15 protein-coding genes are annotated in these 17,705 nt (G+C 37.3%); 3 read left to right on the top strand and 12 right to left on the bottom strand.

Annotated features, from left to right (window positions below):
* The first annotated feature begins 83 nt into the window (after positions 1 to 83).
* On the top strand, positions 84 to 311 hold the full coding sequence (locus SJW71_RS16270) for a hypothetical protein (protein ID WP_431811205.1): 228 nt from the start codon (positions 84 to 86) through the stop codon (positions 309 to 311).
* A 577-nt stretch (positions 312 to 888) separates the two neighbouring features.
* On the opposite strand, the gene SJW71_RS16275 is transcribed toward SJW71_RS16270, so the two are convergent.
* The 4 genes from SJW71_RS16275 to SJW71_RS16290 form a co-directional block, all read right to left on the bottom strand.
* The gene (locus SJW71_RS16275) at positions 889 to 1,698 is read right to left on the bottom strand and encodes an endonuclease I family protein (RefSeq protein ID WP_431811206.1); all 810 of its coding nucleotides are present in this window, start codon (positions 1,696 to 1,698) and stop codon (positions 889 to 891) included.
* A complete protein-coding gene (locus SJW71_RS16280; protein WP_274796451.1) occupies positions 1,698 to 2,660 on the bottom strand; it encodes a S8 family peptidase in 963 nt (320 codons plus the stop codon). The genes SJW71_RS16275 and SJW71_RS16280 overlap by 1 nt, the downstream gene beginning before the upstream one ends.
* Before the next feature lie 372 nt (positions 2,661 to 3,032).
* Positions 3,033 to 4,241 (bottom strand): MFS transporter, encoded by a 1,209-nt coding sequence (locus SJW71_RS16285; protein ID WP_431812218.1) that lies wholly within the window; start codon positions 4,239 to 4,241, stop codon positions 3,033 to 3,035.
* Positions 4,242 to 4,484: 243 nt separating this feature from the next.
* The gene (locus tag SJW71_RS16290; protein ID WP_431811207.1) at positions 4,485 to 5,363 is read right to left on the bottom strand and encodes a LysR family transcriptional regulator; all 879 of its coding nucleotides are present in this window, start codon (positions 5,361 to 5,363) and stop codon (positions 4,485 to 4,487) included.
* 132 nt (positions 5,364 to 5,495) lie between these two features.
* Between SJW71_RS16290 and SJW71_RS16295 the strand changes: the two genes are divergently transcribed.
* On the top strand, positions 5,496 to 6,698 hold the full coding sequence (locus SJW71_RS16295) for a CynX/NimT family MFS transporter (RefSeq protein ID WP_431811208.1): 1,203 nt from the start codon (positions 5,496 to 5,498) through the stop codon (positions 6,696 to 6,698).
* A 77-nt stretch (positions 6,699 to 6,775) separates the two neighbouring features.
* On the opposite strand, the gene SJW71_RS16300 is transcribed toward SJW71_RS16295, so the two are convergent.
* The 8 genes from SJW71_RS16300 to SJW71_RS16335 all read right to left on the bottom strand — a co-directional run bounded on the left by SJW71_RS16300 (position 6,776) and on the right by SJW71_RS16335 (position 15,740).
* Positions 6,776 to 8,011, bottom strand: coding sequence for a Zn-dependent hydrolase (locus tag SJW71_RS16300; RefSeq protein ID WP_274796448.1), 1,236 nt, complete (start codon positions 8,009 to 8,011; stop codon positions 6,776 to 6,778).
* Positions 8,012 to 8,306: 295 nt separating this feature from the next.
* Positions 8,307 to 8,768 carry a nucleoside deaminase gene (locus SJW71_RS16305; protein ID WP_312505541.1) on the bottom strand — a complete coding sequence of 154 codons (462 nt, stop codon included), beginning with the start codon at positions 8,766 to 8,768 and terminating at the stop codon, positions 8,307 to 8,309.
* A gap of 13 nt (positions 8,769 to 8,781) precedes the next feature.
* Complete coding sequence (arcC, locus tag SJW71_RS16310; protein ID WP_407133419.1) at positions 8,782 to 9,732, bottom strand: carbamate kinase; 951 nt, start codon at positions 9,730 to 9,732, stop codon at positions 8,782 to 8,784.
* A gap of 2 nt (positions 9,733 to 9,734) precedes the next feature.
* On the bottom strand, positions 9,735 to 11,213 hold the full coding sequence (locus SJW71_RS16315; protein WP_431811209.1) for a cytosine permease: 1,479 nt from the start codon (positions 11,211 to 11,213) through the stop codon (positions 9,735 to 9,737).
* A gap of 32 nt (positions 11,214 to 11,245) precedes the next feature.
* The gene (locus SJW71_RS16320) at positions 11,246 to 12,673 is read right to left on the bottom strand and encodes a DUF1116 domain-containing protein (RefSeq protein ID WP_431811210.1); all 1,428 of its coding nucleotides are present in this window, start codon (positions 12,671 to 12,673) and stop codon (positions 11,246 to 11,248) included.
* Positions 12,666 to 14,219, bottom strand: coding sequence for an acyl-CoA synthetase FdrA (fdrA, locus tag SJW71_RS16325; RefSeq protein ID WP_274796443.1), 1,554 nt, complete (start codon positions 14,217 to 14,219; stop codon positions 12,666 to 12,668). The genes SJW71_RS16320 and fdrA overlap by 8 nt, the downstream gene beginning before the upstream one ends.
* Positions 14,220 to 14,221: 2 nt before the next feature.
* Positions 14,222 to 15,100 (bottom strand): DUF2877 domain-containing protein, encoded by an 879-nt coding sequence (locus SJW71_RS16330; protein WP_431811211.1) that lies wholly within the window; start codon positions 15,098 to 15,100, stop codon positions 14,222 to 14,224.
* Positions 15,101 to 15,131: 31 nt separating this feature from the next.
* The gene (locus tag SJW71_RS16335; RefSeq protein WP_312505549.1) at positions 15,132 to 15,740 is read right to left on the bottom strand and encodes an ankyrin repeat domain-containing protein; all 609 of its coding nucleotides are present in this window, start codon (positions 15,738 to 15,740) and stop codon (positions 15,132 to 15,134) included.
* 214 nt (positions 15,741 to 15,954) lie between these two features.
* Here SJW71_RS16335 and SJW71_RS16340 point away from each other — a divergent pair, with 214 nt between their 5' ends.
* Entirely contained in the window at positions 15,955 to 17,673 is a 1,719-nt protein-coding gene (locus SJW71_RS16340; RefSeq protein ID WP_274796440.1) for a PucR family transcriptional regulator, read from the top strand.
* The last annotated feature ends 32 nt before the right edge of the window (positions 17,674 to 17,705 follow it).

A 17,705-nucleotide genomic window follows, 5' to 3' on the forward strand; every position in this document is an offset into this window, starting at 1 on the left:
ATCTATTATTTTGTATAGTAGTTATTTTTGTTAATTACAATTATTTTAATTCTAAATCTTGAAACGCTATCGTATACAACTATGTGGAAAACTATATTGAAACTAACTATGGCATTGGTAGAGAAAATTTAAAATCTGAAGAAATCAATTACCTAAGAGGAATGGGGTTGTTTGAAATAGAAGTTAAAGATATAGAAACTAAAAATTATTACTTTTTTGAAGTGGATATTAGAGATGACTATTCATTATTTTATATAAAAGATCTTACTGAGCTTCATCGTAAAAATCATCCTAAAAATCAAGCTGATTAAAGAAAGTTTATTTCAACAGGTATCAGCAATATTTTGAGATAGATTCTTGAGAGAGTGCTTTTTTATTATGTTTAAAATTAACTGAATCAATTTCATAAATCATCTTTGTCAAAATTTTAGAAGGCTACTAAATCGATACCTGCATTTTAAGAGAGGAAAAGGAATTGGTATTGTTGAAGATTAGATCACAGAAAATGCTCAAACTTTTTTATAAAAATTAAACAATACTTCACAGAGGAAGCATCCGTTTTCATCAATCTTTTTTCAAAAGGGATTCTTCTTATTAGGGTTTTCGAGGTATTTTTGCTCAAACTTTATTTCAAAGCAACGAATTTGTGGCTTTGAAATAAAGTTGAGATGTTTATAAAAAAGACGGTAAACAAAGAAAAGTCCCCAAACGATAGTTTAGGGGCTTGTTATCAATTTATAAGTCAGGGCAAATGCTATAGTTACCTATAAAAATATGCTTGTGAACGAAGAGTGGATTTAACATGTAGCAATTATACCATTAGTTGCGTTTAATATAAAAAAAGCGAACACTAATTCCCTTGTACTTTTATAAGGGAATTAGTGTTTTTTAATTTGTTACGAAACTTTCTGCAATCTCTGGAAAATCAATAAATGGGTTCCGATTGCCTTGAAGTTCATGGATAGCTAAGTTGCGATGCTTTTCATAGATAGATACTGGGAAAGATTGATGCCATTTTAACAATAAAGAGACATTCTCTAGTTCTTTTTTTATAGTGTTTGGGTACCGAATTAGGAAATAGAGTGTTGCTCTAGCAACGATTCCTTTCCCGTATTCTGGTTCGAATTTACTTTCTTCAGCTTTGCCGCAGCCATCTTTGATTCCTAAAATTAATCCTTCAGGGATATAATCGTGGAAATCGTAGTAAGGGTAGTTGCTGCGACTGCTATTGCAGGTCGGTTCGCAGGCGAATAGATGATGCAAGTCTCCTCTCATCGGTTCTTTTTTATCGAACCATGATTGAGGCACTACATGTTCACAGTTTAATAAATCATCCGAAAAGATGCTGATTAACCCTTTTGCCTGCATTTCATGGAGCCGAACGTCCTCATCTATGACAGAAAGTGGATCCATTCTATTTCCAGAATAAAGGCTTTTTAATGAACCGTTTTCCTGCAAATCAACCCAAGGGTACACATAACGGTGCGGGCTGTAGTTTAACTGATCTGTATGTGTTTTTTCAAGCAATATATGAAGGCTGTCTAAAAGATTAGCATCCGTGAATGAAATGCTCTGATAGTATTGATTTCTGACTTCCTTATCTTTCTTTTCATCATAATAGGGTCGATTTTCCTTATAGTTTAAAAAGTCTGACTTGGCCGTTTCCCATTCACTGTATAACAAATCTAGTTTTTCCATTATATTTTCAACGCCTGTGCAGATAATTTTTGGTTGAACACATCCGATAAGTATTCCTCTGTTGTTAAGTACAGCAATCCGTTGCCTTCGAGTTTTGGCGAGTTTCCTAAAGGAATCGTTCTCTTTATTAATTGTGCATACAGCTCAGCCTCGGTCAGATTTCGCTCAAAGTTTCTGTTGGCACTCTCTTTTATGAGTGCAAGTGCACCGGATATATGCGGTGTTGCCATCGAAGTTCCGCTTAGTTTTGCATAAGTTCCGTTTAAATACGTTGAAAGGATTTCTTCACCAGGGGCTACTATGTCGATTTCATTATTCGAATTTGAAAATTCAGAAGAACTGCGTTGCAGGTTAATGGATCCGACGCTGATGACTTCATTGTAGCAGGCAGGATAGGCCAATTCATTTGAAGAACTCTGTCCATCTCCCTCATTACCAGCAGCACAAACTACTAGAATTTGATTAGTGATTGCATTTTGAATAGCTTGGTGTAACTCAGGTACATCGACAGAACCTCCGAGGCTCATGGAGATGATATCCACCCTTTGTTCAACTGCATAGTTAATACCATTTATGATCCAGTCGTATTGCCCTGATCCACTTTTATCAAGCACTTTTAATATCAATAAACTTGCTTCAGGTGCAACACCAACTACTCCTGTGCCGTTACTGATTGCAGCAATTGTGCCAGCCACATGGGTTCCATGGCCATTATAATCGGTGTATACATCAGGTTGTCCATCATCATCACGAGTGAAATTCCGTCCGCCGATAATACGCCCACCCAAATCAGGATGGGTGACGTCGCAGCCTGTGTCCAATATCGCAACAGTAATTCCCTTCCCTTTAGAATGCTCCCAAATTTTTGGTGCTGCAATAAGTTCAATACCTTTTGGCACCATTTCGACCACTTCGACCACTTCATTCACTTGATACGGAATTAAATGTAACTTTTGCTCCATTTGTATCCCTCCTGAAAGAATTAAGTTTCAAGTGTATTCTTGGTATTTAATAATAGTTTAACAATTCTGAATTTATATAAACAGTTACAATAGATGGATTTTTATCTAACTATCGGAAATTTTTACAGTGAAAATAGTATTGGTATCTATTAGTCAATCACACATGATAACATCTTAAAGATTGTGAATGTTTGTACTTAAATTAAACTGCGTTAGTATTACAAAACAGGTGCTTATGATGTTCCATAATCATGCGCGATTGTTGAGCAAGAAGAAAATGGTGATACATATTATATATGACTAATATGTATCACCATTTATATTTTACGACTTTTACAATTTAGGTCTTGATAAAACTAATGGTGGTTTTTTTCATCGTTTAGCCTCTAATCGCCATAATCTATTGGTCAGGAACGCTAACAATAGGACAACCACACATATCATGAGGATTGGTATATAAATATGGCTACGAAAGTCCTCAAATAAAAAGCCATATCCAATTTGCCCAAGAGGAGCCATACATTGTGATACTGCCATCATAATGGCCATAACCTTCCCCATTTTTTCATTTGGCGTTTCCTTTTGGACAAGTGTCATGACGTAGATGGAAATCACCGTCATGATCATCGCGATCACAACAGCACACCCTATAAATAGAATGTATGAAGGATAAAGACCCATTTGTAGCGACGGAGGCAAGACAGCAATAGCCATAGGGATTACGAATAAAGCTGTCACAAACACCCAAATGTATAGGCTGTGTATGCGAAGCTTTGTGGCAAAATAGCCCATTGCTAATGCGCCTAAAATGGTTGCCAAATCTATGCTGCCCATTCCAATTCCATACAATGTATGACCAGTTTCCATTGTGACACGAAGAATTATTGGCACACCCACAATGAATAGAGGTGTAAAAAATAAATTCAATAAAGCGGCTAGTAATATGCATTTTAAAATAAATCTTTGCCTTATGACATAGCTAAACCCTCCTTTCATATCACTGATCAATGTACGTACTAATTGTCCATGATAATCACGCTGCTCAAATGGTATCGTTATAAACATTTCTAAAATAGCTGTTAAGAAAAATAATAATCCACTCATGATGACAAGAATTTTCAGACCAAGCACCCCATACAAGATGCCCCCTAGTACTGGTGCAGTCACACCAGCTAATGCTTGAACCCCGTTAATGATTCCATTGGCTTGCTCAAGCTTCTGTTCTTCAACCAATAATGGAATACTAGCCATGACAGCAGGTGCGTACATCGCACTAATAAAGGAAAGTAACACAAGGACAAGGCCGATCCCTAACACAGAATAATTATCTGTCAGTAACATACAATAGAAAATTAGAACAATAAAACTACTAATAAAATCATATACAACCATTAAATTGCGTCGGTTAAAACGGTCTGCTATAGCACCACCAAATGGTGTAAATAAAATAGGAAGGCTTGAAATAGCAAAGAGCACAGCGAAAAGATCTGCCCTTCCCGTTAAATCCAAGACAAAAAGTGATAGGGCAAATCTTAGGAGGGCTGAGCCTAAAATAGAAATAATCTGACCAACAACCATCATTAAAAAATCTTGGGAAAAGCCTATTACTTTAACGGATCTGTTCAATTAAAATCACCTCACACCATTTTAGACCGACAGTCGGTCATTTACGACTGTAAAAAAATGTAGGTACAAGATGAAGAAATGAAAAACTTCTTTCACCTGTCCTACATATATAGACTGACTGTCGGTTTATAATAGTATATGTGAACTCTTCAAAAAAAGGAACTTTTTTCTACAATTTTTTTAACAGTCGTTTGTGCTTTAGCCCGTAAAATATTCTTTGAGTTGTTCAATAAAAGCTGTCGTTGCTTGACTGACATAGCGATCTATTCGATAAATAATTGATAGGCTACGGCTTGGGGCACCATTCAAGATACGTATACTACATAGATTAGGATCATTCATTTGTTGTATCAAGGGATAAGGTTGCACTGTCACGCCAATATTTTCTCGAACAAGATTCATAATGGAAGTAACAGAACTTGTTTCAAGAATAGTATGCAGCTGAAAACCATGTGTTTTTACAGCATCTTCTACCACTTCTCTCCCAAGAAAACCTTCTGGATACATAACCATCGGAAGCTCCTTTAATTCGGCAATTGTGATTGCAGTTTGCTTCGCCAATGCGTGCTCTTTTGAAACGACTAACACATATTCCTCCCGACATAAAGGAATCATGACCAAACGATCATCCGCCTCTACATTCGTTCCAATTCCAATGTCCACTTCATTTTCAAGAACTTGCCGCATAATATCAATGGATGCTAGTATCTTCAGTTTTACCTTTGGAAATTTTTCATGAAAATCAATAACAAGCTGTGTAATCCGATAGTCTAAATCTGAAGGCATAATTCCAACACTTATTTGCCCACCTTGCAGCTCCTGTAAATCTTTAATAGCATCTTTGACATTTTGTAATGTATTAAGCATTTCTGTAGCATAGCTAAACAAAAGAGAACCAGCCTCTGTCACAACAATTTTTTTACCTATCCGATCAAACAAAGGCATACCCAGTTCATTTTCTAATATGCGTATTTGCTGGCTTAATGTTGGCTGTGATATACCAAGTTTCTCAGCAGCTTTTGTAAAATGTAGCTCCTCACAGACCCCCATAAAATAATGAAGATGACGTATTTCCACAACGACCACATCCTATCATAGTTTATAACTATTATTGTAATAGTAATAATAGTATTGTTCAATCATTCAAATTAGTTTAGACTTCAATTGGGAAATCTATTTATTTATTTGATATAACGGAGTTGAAAGAGAATGAATATAAAACGTACGATTGTGCCGATTATCGCTATAATTTTAGCTTCTTTTAATTTAAGACCGGTCATCACCTCTGTCTCCCCTTTGTTAGGAACGATCCGCGAATCATTAGACATGAGTGCGGCTACCGCTAGTTTGCTAACATCCTTGGCAGTGCTGTGTATGGGCTTATTTGCCCCTTTTGCTATTAAACTTGCCAATCGTTGGAGCATAGAGCGGACCATTGCCTACTCCCTAATTCTTATTGGACTAGCAACAGCTGCCAGATTTTTTGCTTATTCTAGCTGGGTGATGCTTCTAACTGCCTTTTTATCCGGCATCGGTATTGCAATTGTTAGCCCTTTATTGTCTGGCTATATTAAAGAGCAATTTTCAAATCCTTCTCGTATAGTTGGTATCTACTCGTTAGCATTAGTGGTAGGAGCTGCATTAGGCTCTGGGCTTACGCTTCCATTAAATAATATGTTTCATTCCTGGCAAGTTGCTACTGCCTCTTGGGCTATTCTCGCTCTCATCGCTATATGTTTTTGGTGGAAGCCAATCGAGCATAAGGAGATTGCTACTCCCAACCAAAATACTTTGGATCGAGACATTTATAGGAAGCACATGTTAACCAATCAAAAGGCTTGGCTTTTAACAGGCTTCTTTGGCATAATGGCCATCATGTTTTATACCGTAATGGCTTGGTTACCACCAATTGCCGAAAATATGGGCTACAATAAACGAGATGCTGGTATGATGCTGACACTATTAACAGTCGCGCAAATGCCGGCAACGTTTTTAGTACCTATTTTAAATAACCGCTTTCAGCATAGAGCTGTATGGCTCCTCGGCTGTTCAGCTTTAGAATTAATTGGTCTATTGATGCTATTGTTTAGTTATAATCCTTGGCTAAGCAGTATTTTAATTGGTCTTGGTGCAGGTGGGCTATTTTCATTAGGTCTAACATTACCGATTGATGAAGCCAAAGATATTCAGGAGGCTAGCTTCTTAGCCGCTATGACACAATCAGTTGGCTTTGTATTTGCTGCACTTGGTCCTTTCTTTGTCGGTCTCATACGTGATTTCACAGGCAATTTTACAACTGCCATTATTGGTATGATTATTATGGTCATTGCGATGATGCTCATTCAAATCAAAATTGGCAATCAGAAGAAACCGATTAACCATTCTGTTCACATAAAAAAGACGACTTTCTAGTATAGAAAGGTCGTCTTTTTATTGACTAGATTATAAACTACTTTAATCCTCCAAAAATTGCTAAACAAAGCCCAACTTTAGATGACAGAAGCCGATCTTAAAACAGCTTCTTCTAGGACATCTATCCCTAATAATATATCCTCCAAATCTGTATGCTCATCTGGATGGTGACTTAATCCATCTAGAGATGGAATAAAAATAAGGCCAACTGGTCCGAGTCTCGTCATATTCATGGAATCGTGTCCTGCTCCACTTTGCATATAATGATAGGAGAGTTCCTTTTCGACACAAATAGTTTCGAGCTCTTTCATTAGAGTTGGAGAAAGTAGGACAGGCTCCTCTGAACTAATGACATTGTATTCAATGGAAAGCTGTCTCCTTTCTTGCACGTTTGTAATAGTTGTATACAAATGTTGAAGCACTCGCTCTCTTGATTCTACAGAAGATGATCGAATATCTACTGTCAGCTCTACTTCCCCTGGGACAACGTTCATGGAACCTGCTACAACGTCTAATACTCCTACCGTTGCCACTGTTCCAAACTCTTGCTCTGCTATCGCTGCTTTTTCCAATTCTAATGCCAATTCTGATGCACCTAAAAGGGCATCTTTTCTCATATTCATCGGTGTCGTGCCTGAATGGGACGCTTTCCCATTTAATTTCATCAATAAACGAACTGGTGCGGCAACCCCTGTTACAATACCAATTTTCTTTTCATAGTTAATTAGCAATGGTCCTTGTTCAATATGTAATTCAAAAAATGCATGGAATCCTTCTTCTACTCTTGTTGCTTGATCAATACTACTAAAATCAAGTCCACAATGTGCAAATGCCTGTTCCATGGAAATACCATCTCGATCTACTAAATGACGGTACTTTTCTTTCTCTATCAGACCCGCCATCGCTTTACTTCCAACTGTTGAAACACCGAATCGGGAGGATTCCTCACAAGCAAAGGCGATAATTTCAATCGGATGCTTTGTCACAATAGAACGCTCATTTAATCGCTTGATAATCTCAAGTCCAGCCGTTACGCCAACAACACCATCATATTTACCACCTTGATAAACAGTGTCTAAATGGGACCCTATAACAACAGGCTGTAGTCCTGGTACACTACCTTCTCTTCGAGCAATAAGATTTCCACAATGGTCAATATGAATTTGAAGATTTTCATCTTTACATAAACGAATAAAAGCGTGTAAACAAGCCTGTTCTTCATTCGTATAAGCAACTCTCGTAATCCCTTTCTCTCCTGAATTATATTGATTCATATTATCTAGTAATTGTTGATATCGTTCTTTATAGACCATGTAAACAGCTCCTTTTTATGAATTACGAAGATGAAAATTTGACCCAATAATGCTCGTTGCCCACGCCTTAACGCAATAGCTGCTCAATGCTTTGCTTTTCGTACAAAAAATATTGCTGAATCAAGTTAACAGCATGATTATTTATTTCATTGTACCAAGAATCTTACAACTTTTTGTTTAAAATTAGAAAAGGGATTCTCCTTGACGAGATCCCTCCTCTAATGTATGTCTGCGGAAAGCTTTGAGCAGTCCTAATTTTGTTAGGCTTGAATGCTCAAAGCTAGCTAACGGGTTATTATTTTACTTCTTCTGCCATTTTTTTATTAAAATGCACGAACAGGTTGTCACAGTCTTCTCTAGTCTCGATTTTGTGCATGTTTAGCACGCTTGTATCTTTACCTGAAAAATAGTCGCGTATATGCATATCAGAGAAGCCATTTTTGTGAGCATCTTCTGCTGTATTGCAATAATGTACTTCCTTAATACCTGCCCAAATAATTGCTGAAACACACATTGGACATGGCTCACAAGTAGCATAAATAACACAATCAGATAAGTCCATTGTTCCTAACTTTTTAGAAGCTTCACGAATAGCCACAATTTCTGCATGTGCAGAAAGGTCTGTATCACGATTCATTGTATTCCCTACAACGGCAATGATTTCGTCACCTCGTACAATTGTTGCACCAAAAGGTCCGCCAATATTTTGATCGATACCTTCTTTTGTTTTTTCAACTGCTAATTGAATATAATCCATACCATGAATCCTCCTAGTTAATAATATGAGTACCAGCTTGATTATTAATTGCCTCTTTTAGACTTTCAGGGTTTGTAATAATCACTCGGTGACCACCATTTTCTATGAAGCTTAGGCTCGCTTCAATTTTTGGAAGCATACTTCCTGGTGGGAACTGATTATCTAGAACATGTTGCTTTGTTTCTTCTACTGTAATTTCTTCAAGTGCTTGTTGTTCTGGCTTACCAAAATTAATAAACACACGAGGAACACCAGTTGTAATAATTAAGGAATCTGCATTTACTTGTGCTGCTAATAAGCTTGTCGCAAAGTCTTTATCAATGACTGCATCAACGCCTTCATAGACATTATTTTCTTTTTTAATGACTGGAATGCCACCGCCACCTACAGCAATCACGACATAATCATTATCAATTAATGATTTAATAGCATCCTTTTCTACAATATCAATTGGTTTTGGTGAAGGCACAACACGACGATAGCCCCGACCAGAATCCTCTACCATTTTCCAATCTGGATGTTCAATTAACATTGCATCCGCTTGCTCTTTTGTAAAGAACGAGCCCACCGGCTTTGTAGGGTTGATAAAGTTTGGATCATGTTCATTAATTTCAACTTGTGTAATGACACTTACTACTTTTTTATCAATTTGACGCTTAGATAGTTCGTTAATTAATGCTTGTTGAATTAAATAGCCAATTCCACCTTGTGTATCAGCCACACAGTTTACTAGTGGTACTGCTGGCATACCAGCTACCTCGTTAGCAATTTCACTTCTTTGTAATGTGAAACCAACTTGTGGTCCATTACCGTGTGTGACAACTACTTTATAGCCCTCTTGAATCATATCCGCGATATGTTCGACCGTTTGTGCAACTGCCTCTTGCTGACTTTGAATAGATTCACTTCCGCTATCTTTAACTAGCGAATTACCGCCGATTGCTACAATTACTAATTTACTCACAACTACACCCCTACTTTATTTTCTACACTATTATGAACACTTTGCTGATTGAATTTATATAGCACCGTATATAAAATAAATGACATGATTAGACCGCTGAAGAATGCAAAGTCATTTAGCTTCACTAAGAACGGTACACCCTTAAGAAAGGCACCAGACATTGGTAACAGGAAGCTAATCAAAAGGACGATACACGCGATGATATTATAGCCAGATTTATAGGCTCCGTTTTTTCCCTCTTCTACGTAAAGCATTGATAAATTTAAATGTCTTTTACGCTCGATAAAGAAGCTAGACAACATAATACCCACTATTGGACCAAACATAGAACCTATGAAACTATAAAAGAAGAATAAAGTTTCTGTACTCGATACTAGTTTCCAAGGTAAAATGATTGTTCCAATAACAGCTGTTAAAACACCTGCAGATTTCACTGTAAATACTTTAGGGAATAATGTTGTCATTTGTAATCCAGATGGTAGTAAGTTACCAAAAACTACAAAAGCTGTTGCCCCTACATTTAATGCTAAAATTAACACCACTACAGAGAATGGATTTTGAATTTTATCAATTGCATCGACGATATTAAAAATTGGTTGTCCGAAAGCAATCTCTGTTCCTGCAATTAAGCTAATACAAGTGATAGCAAATAATAGATAAGAACCGATCATACCAATAGATAAACCGTAAATCATCGCTTTTGGTGATTTTGCTCTATGCGTATAGTCTGCAATATTAACCACGGGACCAGCCCAGTTCGAAACCAACGCACTGACACATGCAATAAAGACTAATGGACTTTCCATTGTTGCAGAAGGTTTATATTCTAAAATTGGTCCAATTCCACCAGCAATATTAATTGCCCAAATAGCTGCTCCAATGATGAAGATATAAACAATCGGTGATGAATATTTACCAAAGACAGTTAACATATCCATGCCACCTAAAAATAGCAACACTGTAACTAACCACAAAATGCCATAGGAGATCATTGTTGGAACATCTAAGCCAAAAATATTGAAGTCTCCACCGATAGACATATAATTCGGAATGAATCTTGAAAATAACACATTAAGGGATTGAGCACCTACAACTGTTGTCGTCCCAAAGAATACAACCCCAGCAACCAATCCTCGACATAATGCTGGTATAATAGAACCTTTCACTCCAAATGAATCTCTTAGTAATATAGCGAATGGTATACCATATTTAGAAGCAGAATATCCATTTAATGCGTAACCTGCAGAAACAATCAATGCCGAAAGCATGATGGCTAAGAAAACTTGATTGACAGATAATCCTAAGATGAAAAATCCAGCCACCGTCATATAAGACATAATATTGTGAACTGCGCCCATCCAAACTGTGATGTAGTTAAAAATCCCCCAATCCCTTTCCTGAGGCCCTTTTGGTAATAGATCTTCCGAATAGCCAAGTGCTCTATAGTCTTGATTGGACTGTTCAATTTTTGTATGTTCCATATTAAGCTCCTCCTACTTATAAGGAAGTGGGCTTAAGCCCACTTCTCACTAATTGTGATTAATGCTTTTTCGAAAGCTTCCATTGGAGGATGAGTAATACCAGCACCAATCATGCCAATACCAGCCTCTTTATGTGCGATTGCTGTATTGATGATTGGAAGAATACCAGTTTGAATTACTTTACGAATATCAATACCCGTAGGAATTCCCATGAAGTTTAATAATGGAATGGTAATATTTTGGTTCTCTGTTGTTGTAATTTCTTTCATTTGACGTGAATATCCAATTGCTTCATCTACTGTTCCACCTACTAAAGCAACAATTGCTGGTGCAGTAGCCATTGCAAAGCCACCGATGCCGTATGTTTCCGTAATAGCACTATCTCCAATATCAAGACCTGAATCTTCTGGTTTATACCCAGCAAACATCGGTCCGATTACTTGTTGTGCAGGACCTGTAAACCATGTATTACCTGCCATACCACTAATACGAACACCAAATTCTACACCGTTACGTGCCATCGTAGTGACAACAGTACTGTATTCAATACCGTGTGCAGCATCTAATGCACATTTACAGCAAGCCATCCATGTAGGACCTGAGAAGTAATCACTACTTGCTACAAAGTCAAATACTTCACGTTTTTGTTCTACAGGGTAATCTGTTTCTAAAATAAAAGGTGTTAATGCTTGAATTAATAAAGCCGTGCCTGCATTGTTACGGTTATGACACTCGTCACCCATATGAAGCGCTTGTGCAAGCATTAAACGAAGATCAATACCTTCTTTATTCAGCTTCATCGCATCACGTAAAATTGGACCTAACACATCGCGCATCCAAATTAATCGCTCGACAACGCTGTCATCGTTCGCACCCATACGTAAGATTTTTGCCATTTGCTCACTTAAGTTTGTATAGGCTATATTGCCATAAGCTTTATTTTCTACGATGTGCATAAACATAGAAGCTGAAGTTACACCAGCCATTGATCCAACTGCGTTATGTTCGTGACATGGTGAGAACGTGATTTCACCCGATGCAGCAACCGCTGCAGCTTCCTCTAGATCTTTTGCTAATCCTTCAAATATTAGAGCACCCATTACGGCACCTTTCATTGGTCCGTTCATTTTTTCCCAAGTAATAGGAGGGCCTGCGTGTAAAATTGTTTTCTTCGTCATCCCTGGTACTACATTAATGGCTTGGTCAAAACCAATTAGCACTGGTTGGGAGTTCACAATTTTTTCAACAGCAATACGGTTTGCAGCTTCGATTTTCTCTGCTAGTTCTGCTTTATCAATTTTGTTAAGAGCTGCAATGATTTCTGGCTTACCTCCACCCGGTGGTGACCACTCTAGGTGTGTTGCGCTTGCATTTTGTGCTAAAATATCATCTTTAAAAAGTTCAATACCTACGTTAATAACGTTAATTTTACTTGTGAAAAGTTCATTAATCTTACTCATGATTTTCTCCTTTCAAAACCATTTCTCTTGCAAGTAATCCTGCATTTGTACTACTGCTTGCATGTGTCACACCTGCATCGACTAATTTTTTCACTTGCTCATCTATGTTTGGTGTATCTAAGTCAGTTCCAAGGACATACCCAATGATCTCTAGATGCCTACCTTCTTTTTCAGCTAATTGCTTAGCTTCCATGATGGCAGGAAGCATAACGCCCACTGGATCTTCATGAGAGCCGAAGCCTAATACGAAGTCCATCACGATAACGCCAACAGATGGATCTTTCGCTTCTTGTAGGAAACGCTCAATACGAGAAGATGGATCGATCATTGGATGTGGCTTACCATTTGTAAAGTCATCATCACCGAAGTCAATGAATGTATGCTCTTGACTTACACTGATATCCTTTAATAAGAAGTCCGGATTTTTTTGGATATTACTATAAACATTGTAGAATTTCTCCATAGCTAGATACATAGATTCATCACATAACGTACCGCCACAGAATAAACCACGAATGTATTTTTGTTCTGGTGATAATTTAGCGCGAACCTCTTCAATTAACGGAAGATTAAGTGCACGCTTGTTAATGCTTGCTTCATCAATACCTGCTAGTAATACAGCTTTTAATGCTGCTTCTTTAGACGTTTTTGCAAATTGTCCACCAGCAGCCACAACTGCCTCTTCATTACCACCAATAAAGTAAACAACAACAGGTTTACTGCACTCTTTAATTTGCGCAAGTACCTTTTTCTCAACACTTGCTTCAGGTGGCTTCGATACAAGAACAATTACTTTTGTTGCTTCATCAGCATCAAGAGCTTTGATACCGTCAAGCATCATAATACCGCCTACTTCTTTACTTAAATCGCGTCCACCTGTCCCGATAAGTTGGGTAATCCCACCACCGAAATCATGAATACGCACACTTACCTCTTGGCTACCAGTACCTGAAGCTGCAACAATACCGATGCTGCCTTTTCTTACAGCATTTGCAAAGCAAAGACCTGTATTCCCAATGATTGCTGTTCCACAGTCTGGCCCCATCATTAATAAACCTTTTTCATGTGCTAAAGTTTTTAATTCTACTTCGTCCTCTACGCTCACATTATCGCTGAATAACATAACATGCAGATTATTTTCAAGAGCTTTGCGAGCTTCACGAACAGCAAATGCACCATTTACCGAAATAACGGCAAAGTTTGCATCTGGGATACCTTGTACGGCAGAATCAATCGTTGCATATTTAATATCGCTTTTTGCTTGTGCTGAGTTTTTATTTGTTAACAATTCTTCTACTGCTAAGTAAGCGCTTTCCGTTTGCTCCGCATTAGCAGTTTTTACAATAATCATTAAGTCACCAGCTGTTGCTTCCTCTACTTCTGACGTCATCAAACCAACGTTGCGAATGACTCCTTTGTTCATTTCAGTCCCCATACCAATAATTGCTTGCTCAACGCCTTCAATTTGATTCGCTTTTGTTGATAGTGACATCAATGATACTGAATCAAAATATGTGTTTCGCTTAATTACGACTTTAATACTCATCTTTATCCTCCTAATTTTATATTGGCTTCTAAGCCACTTATAAGCCCTAAGGCGATATCTGTCCCCGATGAGGAGCCAATTGCAAGCACCTTTCTAAGAGCCTGAATTGAATCCGCTTCCGTTCCATATAAAATGGAATAAATGAGTGAACAGATGGATTCCCTTACTTGTCCATTTGCTGCCTTTTTCAATGTTGTATAGCTAATAGCATTGGTCAAAGGCTTCATCATGTTGATGGCGCTTTCACACAGTCGCTTGTAAATATTACAAGGACTATTTTCTAAGTGAATGATGGCAAATAAGCCTACTAAAAAATCATCACCTGATGGTGTTAGCCCAGGTCCCAAGCCTACTAAATCAATTGCATAACTCTGAAAATGATCAAAACGCTGATTCATTAATTCCTCTCGGAGTAAACTTGTACGTTGCTGAAGCAACCTCGATGTTTCAGCCTCAAACTCACTAATTGATGAATTACTACGTTTCATTCCTCCACTTTTGCCATGTAAATCAATAAATTGTTTTACAGTGACTACATTCGTTTTTAAACAGGTTTGATCAGTTGGGAAAATAGGTAGTTGACATTGCCAACGAGTGGCGGTCTGCATTGCTATTTGTACTTTATCTTCTATTAATAGTTGGTCATGTTGAACCGATACTCTGTCATGTTGGTGAATGTGCAGGTTGCCTAAAGTATCGAGATCGATAATCAGTGTATTGGGTGCATTATCCATTGCTTTCGTAGCAAGTGTGAAAATTTCTCCATTAGCCTCGCTTTGAATATTCAATGCATGCGTAAAAACACTATGAACCATTCCCGTAAACCCCGATGCACCTATTTGCTGAAGAAAATAGCCATCACCAGATATTGCGTGTATCATATGTACACCTCTTTATGCCCTAGAAATACTACTATTTTGCCCCTGCTCCTAGTAAAATCTTTTCAATTTCAGTGAATCCTTTTTCTCTCGCCATCGCTAACGGTGTCACCCCATATTGATCCACTAATTGTGTATCTGCACCATGTTCAACTAATAAACGAACAATTTCCTGTTGCTTCTCTCCACCATCATTTAAAAGAATTGCTTCAATTAATGGTGTCCAACCACAAATATTCGTATGGTTGACATTAATATCTGTAGTCGTAACAAGTTCACGTACCACATCTACAAATCCCTTCTCACTTGCAGGGTGAACACCTACACCACCAAAGCGGGTTAAACGTTCTAAATCTGTGTTTGCTTCAAGCATTATTTTCACAAGCTCTAACTTTCCGTTAATACATCCATATAAGAATGGATTTAAACAAATTTGATCTTGAAGGTCGACATCTGCCCCTTCCTGAATTAGAAATTTTACTGTTTCTAATTGATCATTCATAGCAGCAAGTAAAATTGCCGTACGTTTACGCTTATTGCGAGAGTTAATATCTACACCTTGTTGTAAATAACCTTTCAAAGCGTTAATATCCCCTGTTTCAGCCGCAGCTAAAAATTCCGACACCACATTTGTATCTTCCACATTCTTACCTCCATTAATCCGACCTATTGTTCATTTCAACTAAAGGGAAATGAACCGCAGCAATGTTATTTTTTTCACATTACCGTCTTACACGCTTTATTTTATTCTCTTAAGACGTATATATCATTGTTTAGCAAAACCAAAAAGAATGTAGATGATTTAGGCAATGTGTACAATGTTTTGTGATAAGATTATGGCAAAGGAGTGAAATCATTTGCTAACAATCAAAGATATTCTAGAAACAAAGGCACTCGAAGGAATTAAAATTGTTGCCGGAGAACAAGGGATTCATAATAAAATTGCACTTGTGAACATTATTGAAAATCCCGATGCATTTGATTGGCTGACACCGAATGAATTATTATTAACAACTGGTTATATATTTCAAGACGATGAAGCATTACAAAATAAAATTATCCAAGAAATTTCTAAAATAAATTGTGCTGGCCTTGTCATTAAAATGAGGCGCTATTTACAAAAAACGCCTCAAAACATGATTGATATTGCCAACCAATATGGTTTGCCCTTAATAGAATTACCTTATAACTACACCTTGTCCAAGGTCATCTCGATCATCAATGAAAAGGCTTCAGGAGGCTATGATTTATTAAATAGGAAGTCATTGGATATGCATAATACGTTGTTTAAGGTGGCACTTGAAGGTGGAGGCATTGAATCCATCTCTTGCATGTTAGCCGAAACGATTAATAACCCGATTATCTTTTTGGATAGTGACTGGAATTTACTGCATTATACAGATCTCGATTCGAATCCTGTGCCACTTGCCTATGGCATCAACCTCAAGAAGAATCGGCCTACGTTTTCGAAGGATTTCATTGATACAATTCCAAAAGATTTAAACGAAATGCAAAAATCAATTACAAGGATGTATCATTTAGAAGATGTGGCTGTGAAATGTCGAATACTACCCGTGGCAGTTGCAAATTACATTTACGGCTATATTGTAATTTGGCAAACCGTACGTGATTTGACGGAGTTTGATTTCATCGTTTTGGAGCAAGCATCCACGATTGTTGCGTTAGAAAGGATTAAACAGAAGGAAATTGAGGGTGTGCGTTTAAAAATTAAACAGGAATTTTTTGATGATTTATTGACAGGTAAAATCAAATCCAGTGAAACGCTGCAAACACTCTGTGACCTACACGGCTTAAATATCAATTATAAATATTATTGTATCGTCATTTCGATCAGTCATGACAACCTGAGTGAACACCTTGATTTAATTTCAAGAAAATACGAATCTGATAATATAGCAAAAAAATGTGTGACTTTAATTTATGAACACTCTAGTACCATCAATGGAGAAATTACATGTCTTTATCGAAACAATCAAATCATCGTACTAATAGGACAACAGGATACGAAGCAAGACAGGACGATTAATGAAACAAAACAATACGCAGATACTATTCTGCAATTATTAATACAGCATAATAGCCAAACTTCCTTTTTGGTAGGTATTGGCAAAGAATATAAACATATTCGCTTTGTTCATAAAAGCTTTGCAGAAGCTCATGAAGCACTTCGACTAATGCAACGGTTTGAGGAACGTGGAGCTGTAGCCCATTTTGCCGATCACTCAATTTATCATTTTTTAGATTCAAATATGAATGAGGTGCAATTAAAGGACTTTTTCTTAGAAAGCTTAGGAGCTGTCTTTGAGCATGATCTTTTACATGGGACAAGCTACCTCGTTACATTAGAAAACTATTTTATTAATCATATGAATATTAGTGAAACAGCTAAGGAAATGTTTGTTCATCGTAACACATTAATTTATCGTATCGAAAAGATTAAAGAGATTCTAAAAACAGATTTAAAAAGCTATGAGGAACTGCTGCAAATCCAATTAGCCCTTAGAATTTATCGTTTGCTTGGAAAGTCTTTATACCATGATGAATTCGCAGATTAATTGTACAAGGTGATGCCCGATATGTGCATCGC

The organism is Lysinibacillus sp. FW12, assembly GCF_050817245.1.
GTDB lineage: Bacteria > Bacillota > Bacilli > Bacillales_A > Planococcaceae > Lysinibacillus > Lysinibacillus irui.

Coding starts and splice junctions, on each gene's coding strand:
- fdrA (WP_274796443.1), bottom strand. CDS start 14,219: ATGAGTATTAAAGTCGTAATTAAGCGAAACACATATTTTGATTCAGTA.
- SJW71_RS16275 (WP_431811206.1), bottom strand. CDS start 1,698: ATGGAAAAACTAGATTTGTTATACAGTGAATGGGAAACGGCCAAGTCA.
- SJW71_RS16315 (WP_431811209.1), bottom strand. CDS start 11,213: ATGGAACATACAAAAATTGAACAGTCCAATCAAGACTATAGAGCACTT.
- SJW71_RS16300 (WP_274796448.1), bottom strand. CDS start 8,011: ATGGTCTATAAAGAACGATATCAACAATTACTAGATAATATGAATCAA.
- SJW71_RS16320 (WP_431811210.1), bottom strand. CDS start 12,673: ATGAGTAAGATTAATGAACTTTTCACAAGTAAAATTAACGTTATTAAC.
- SJW71_RS16305 (WP_312505541.1), bottom strand. CDS start 8,768: ATGGATTATATTCAATTAGCAGTTGAAAAAACAAAAGAAGGTATCGAT.
- SJW71_RS16330 (WP_431811211.1), bottom strand. CDS start 15,100: ATGATACACGCAATATCTGGTGATGGCTATTTTCTTCAGCAAATAGGT.
- SJW71_RS16285 (WP_431812218.1), bottom strand. CDS start 4,241: ATGATGGTTGTTGGTCAGATTATTTCTATTTTAGGCTCAGCCCTCCTA.
- SJW71_RS16295 (WP_431811208.1), top strand. CDS start 5,496: ATGAATATAAAACGTACGATTGTGCCGATTATCGCTATAATTTTAGCT.
- SJW71_RS16280 (WP_274796451.1), bottom strand. CDS start 2,660: ATGGAGCAAAAGTTACATTTAATTCCGTATCAAGTGAATGAAGTGGTC.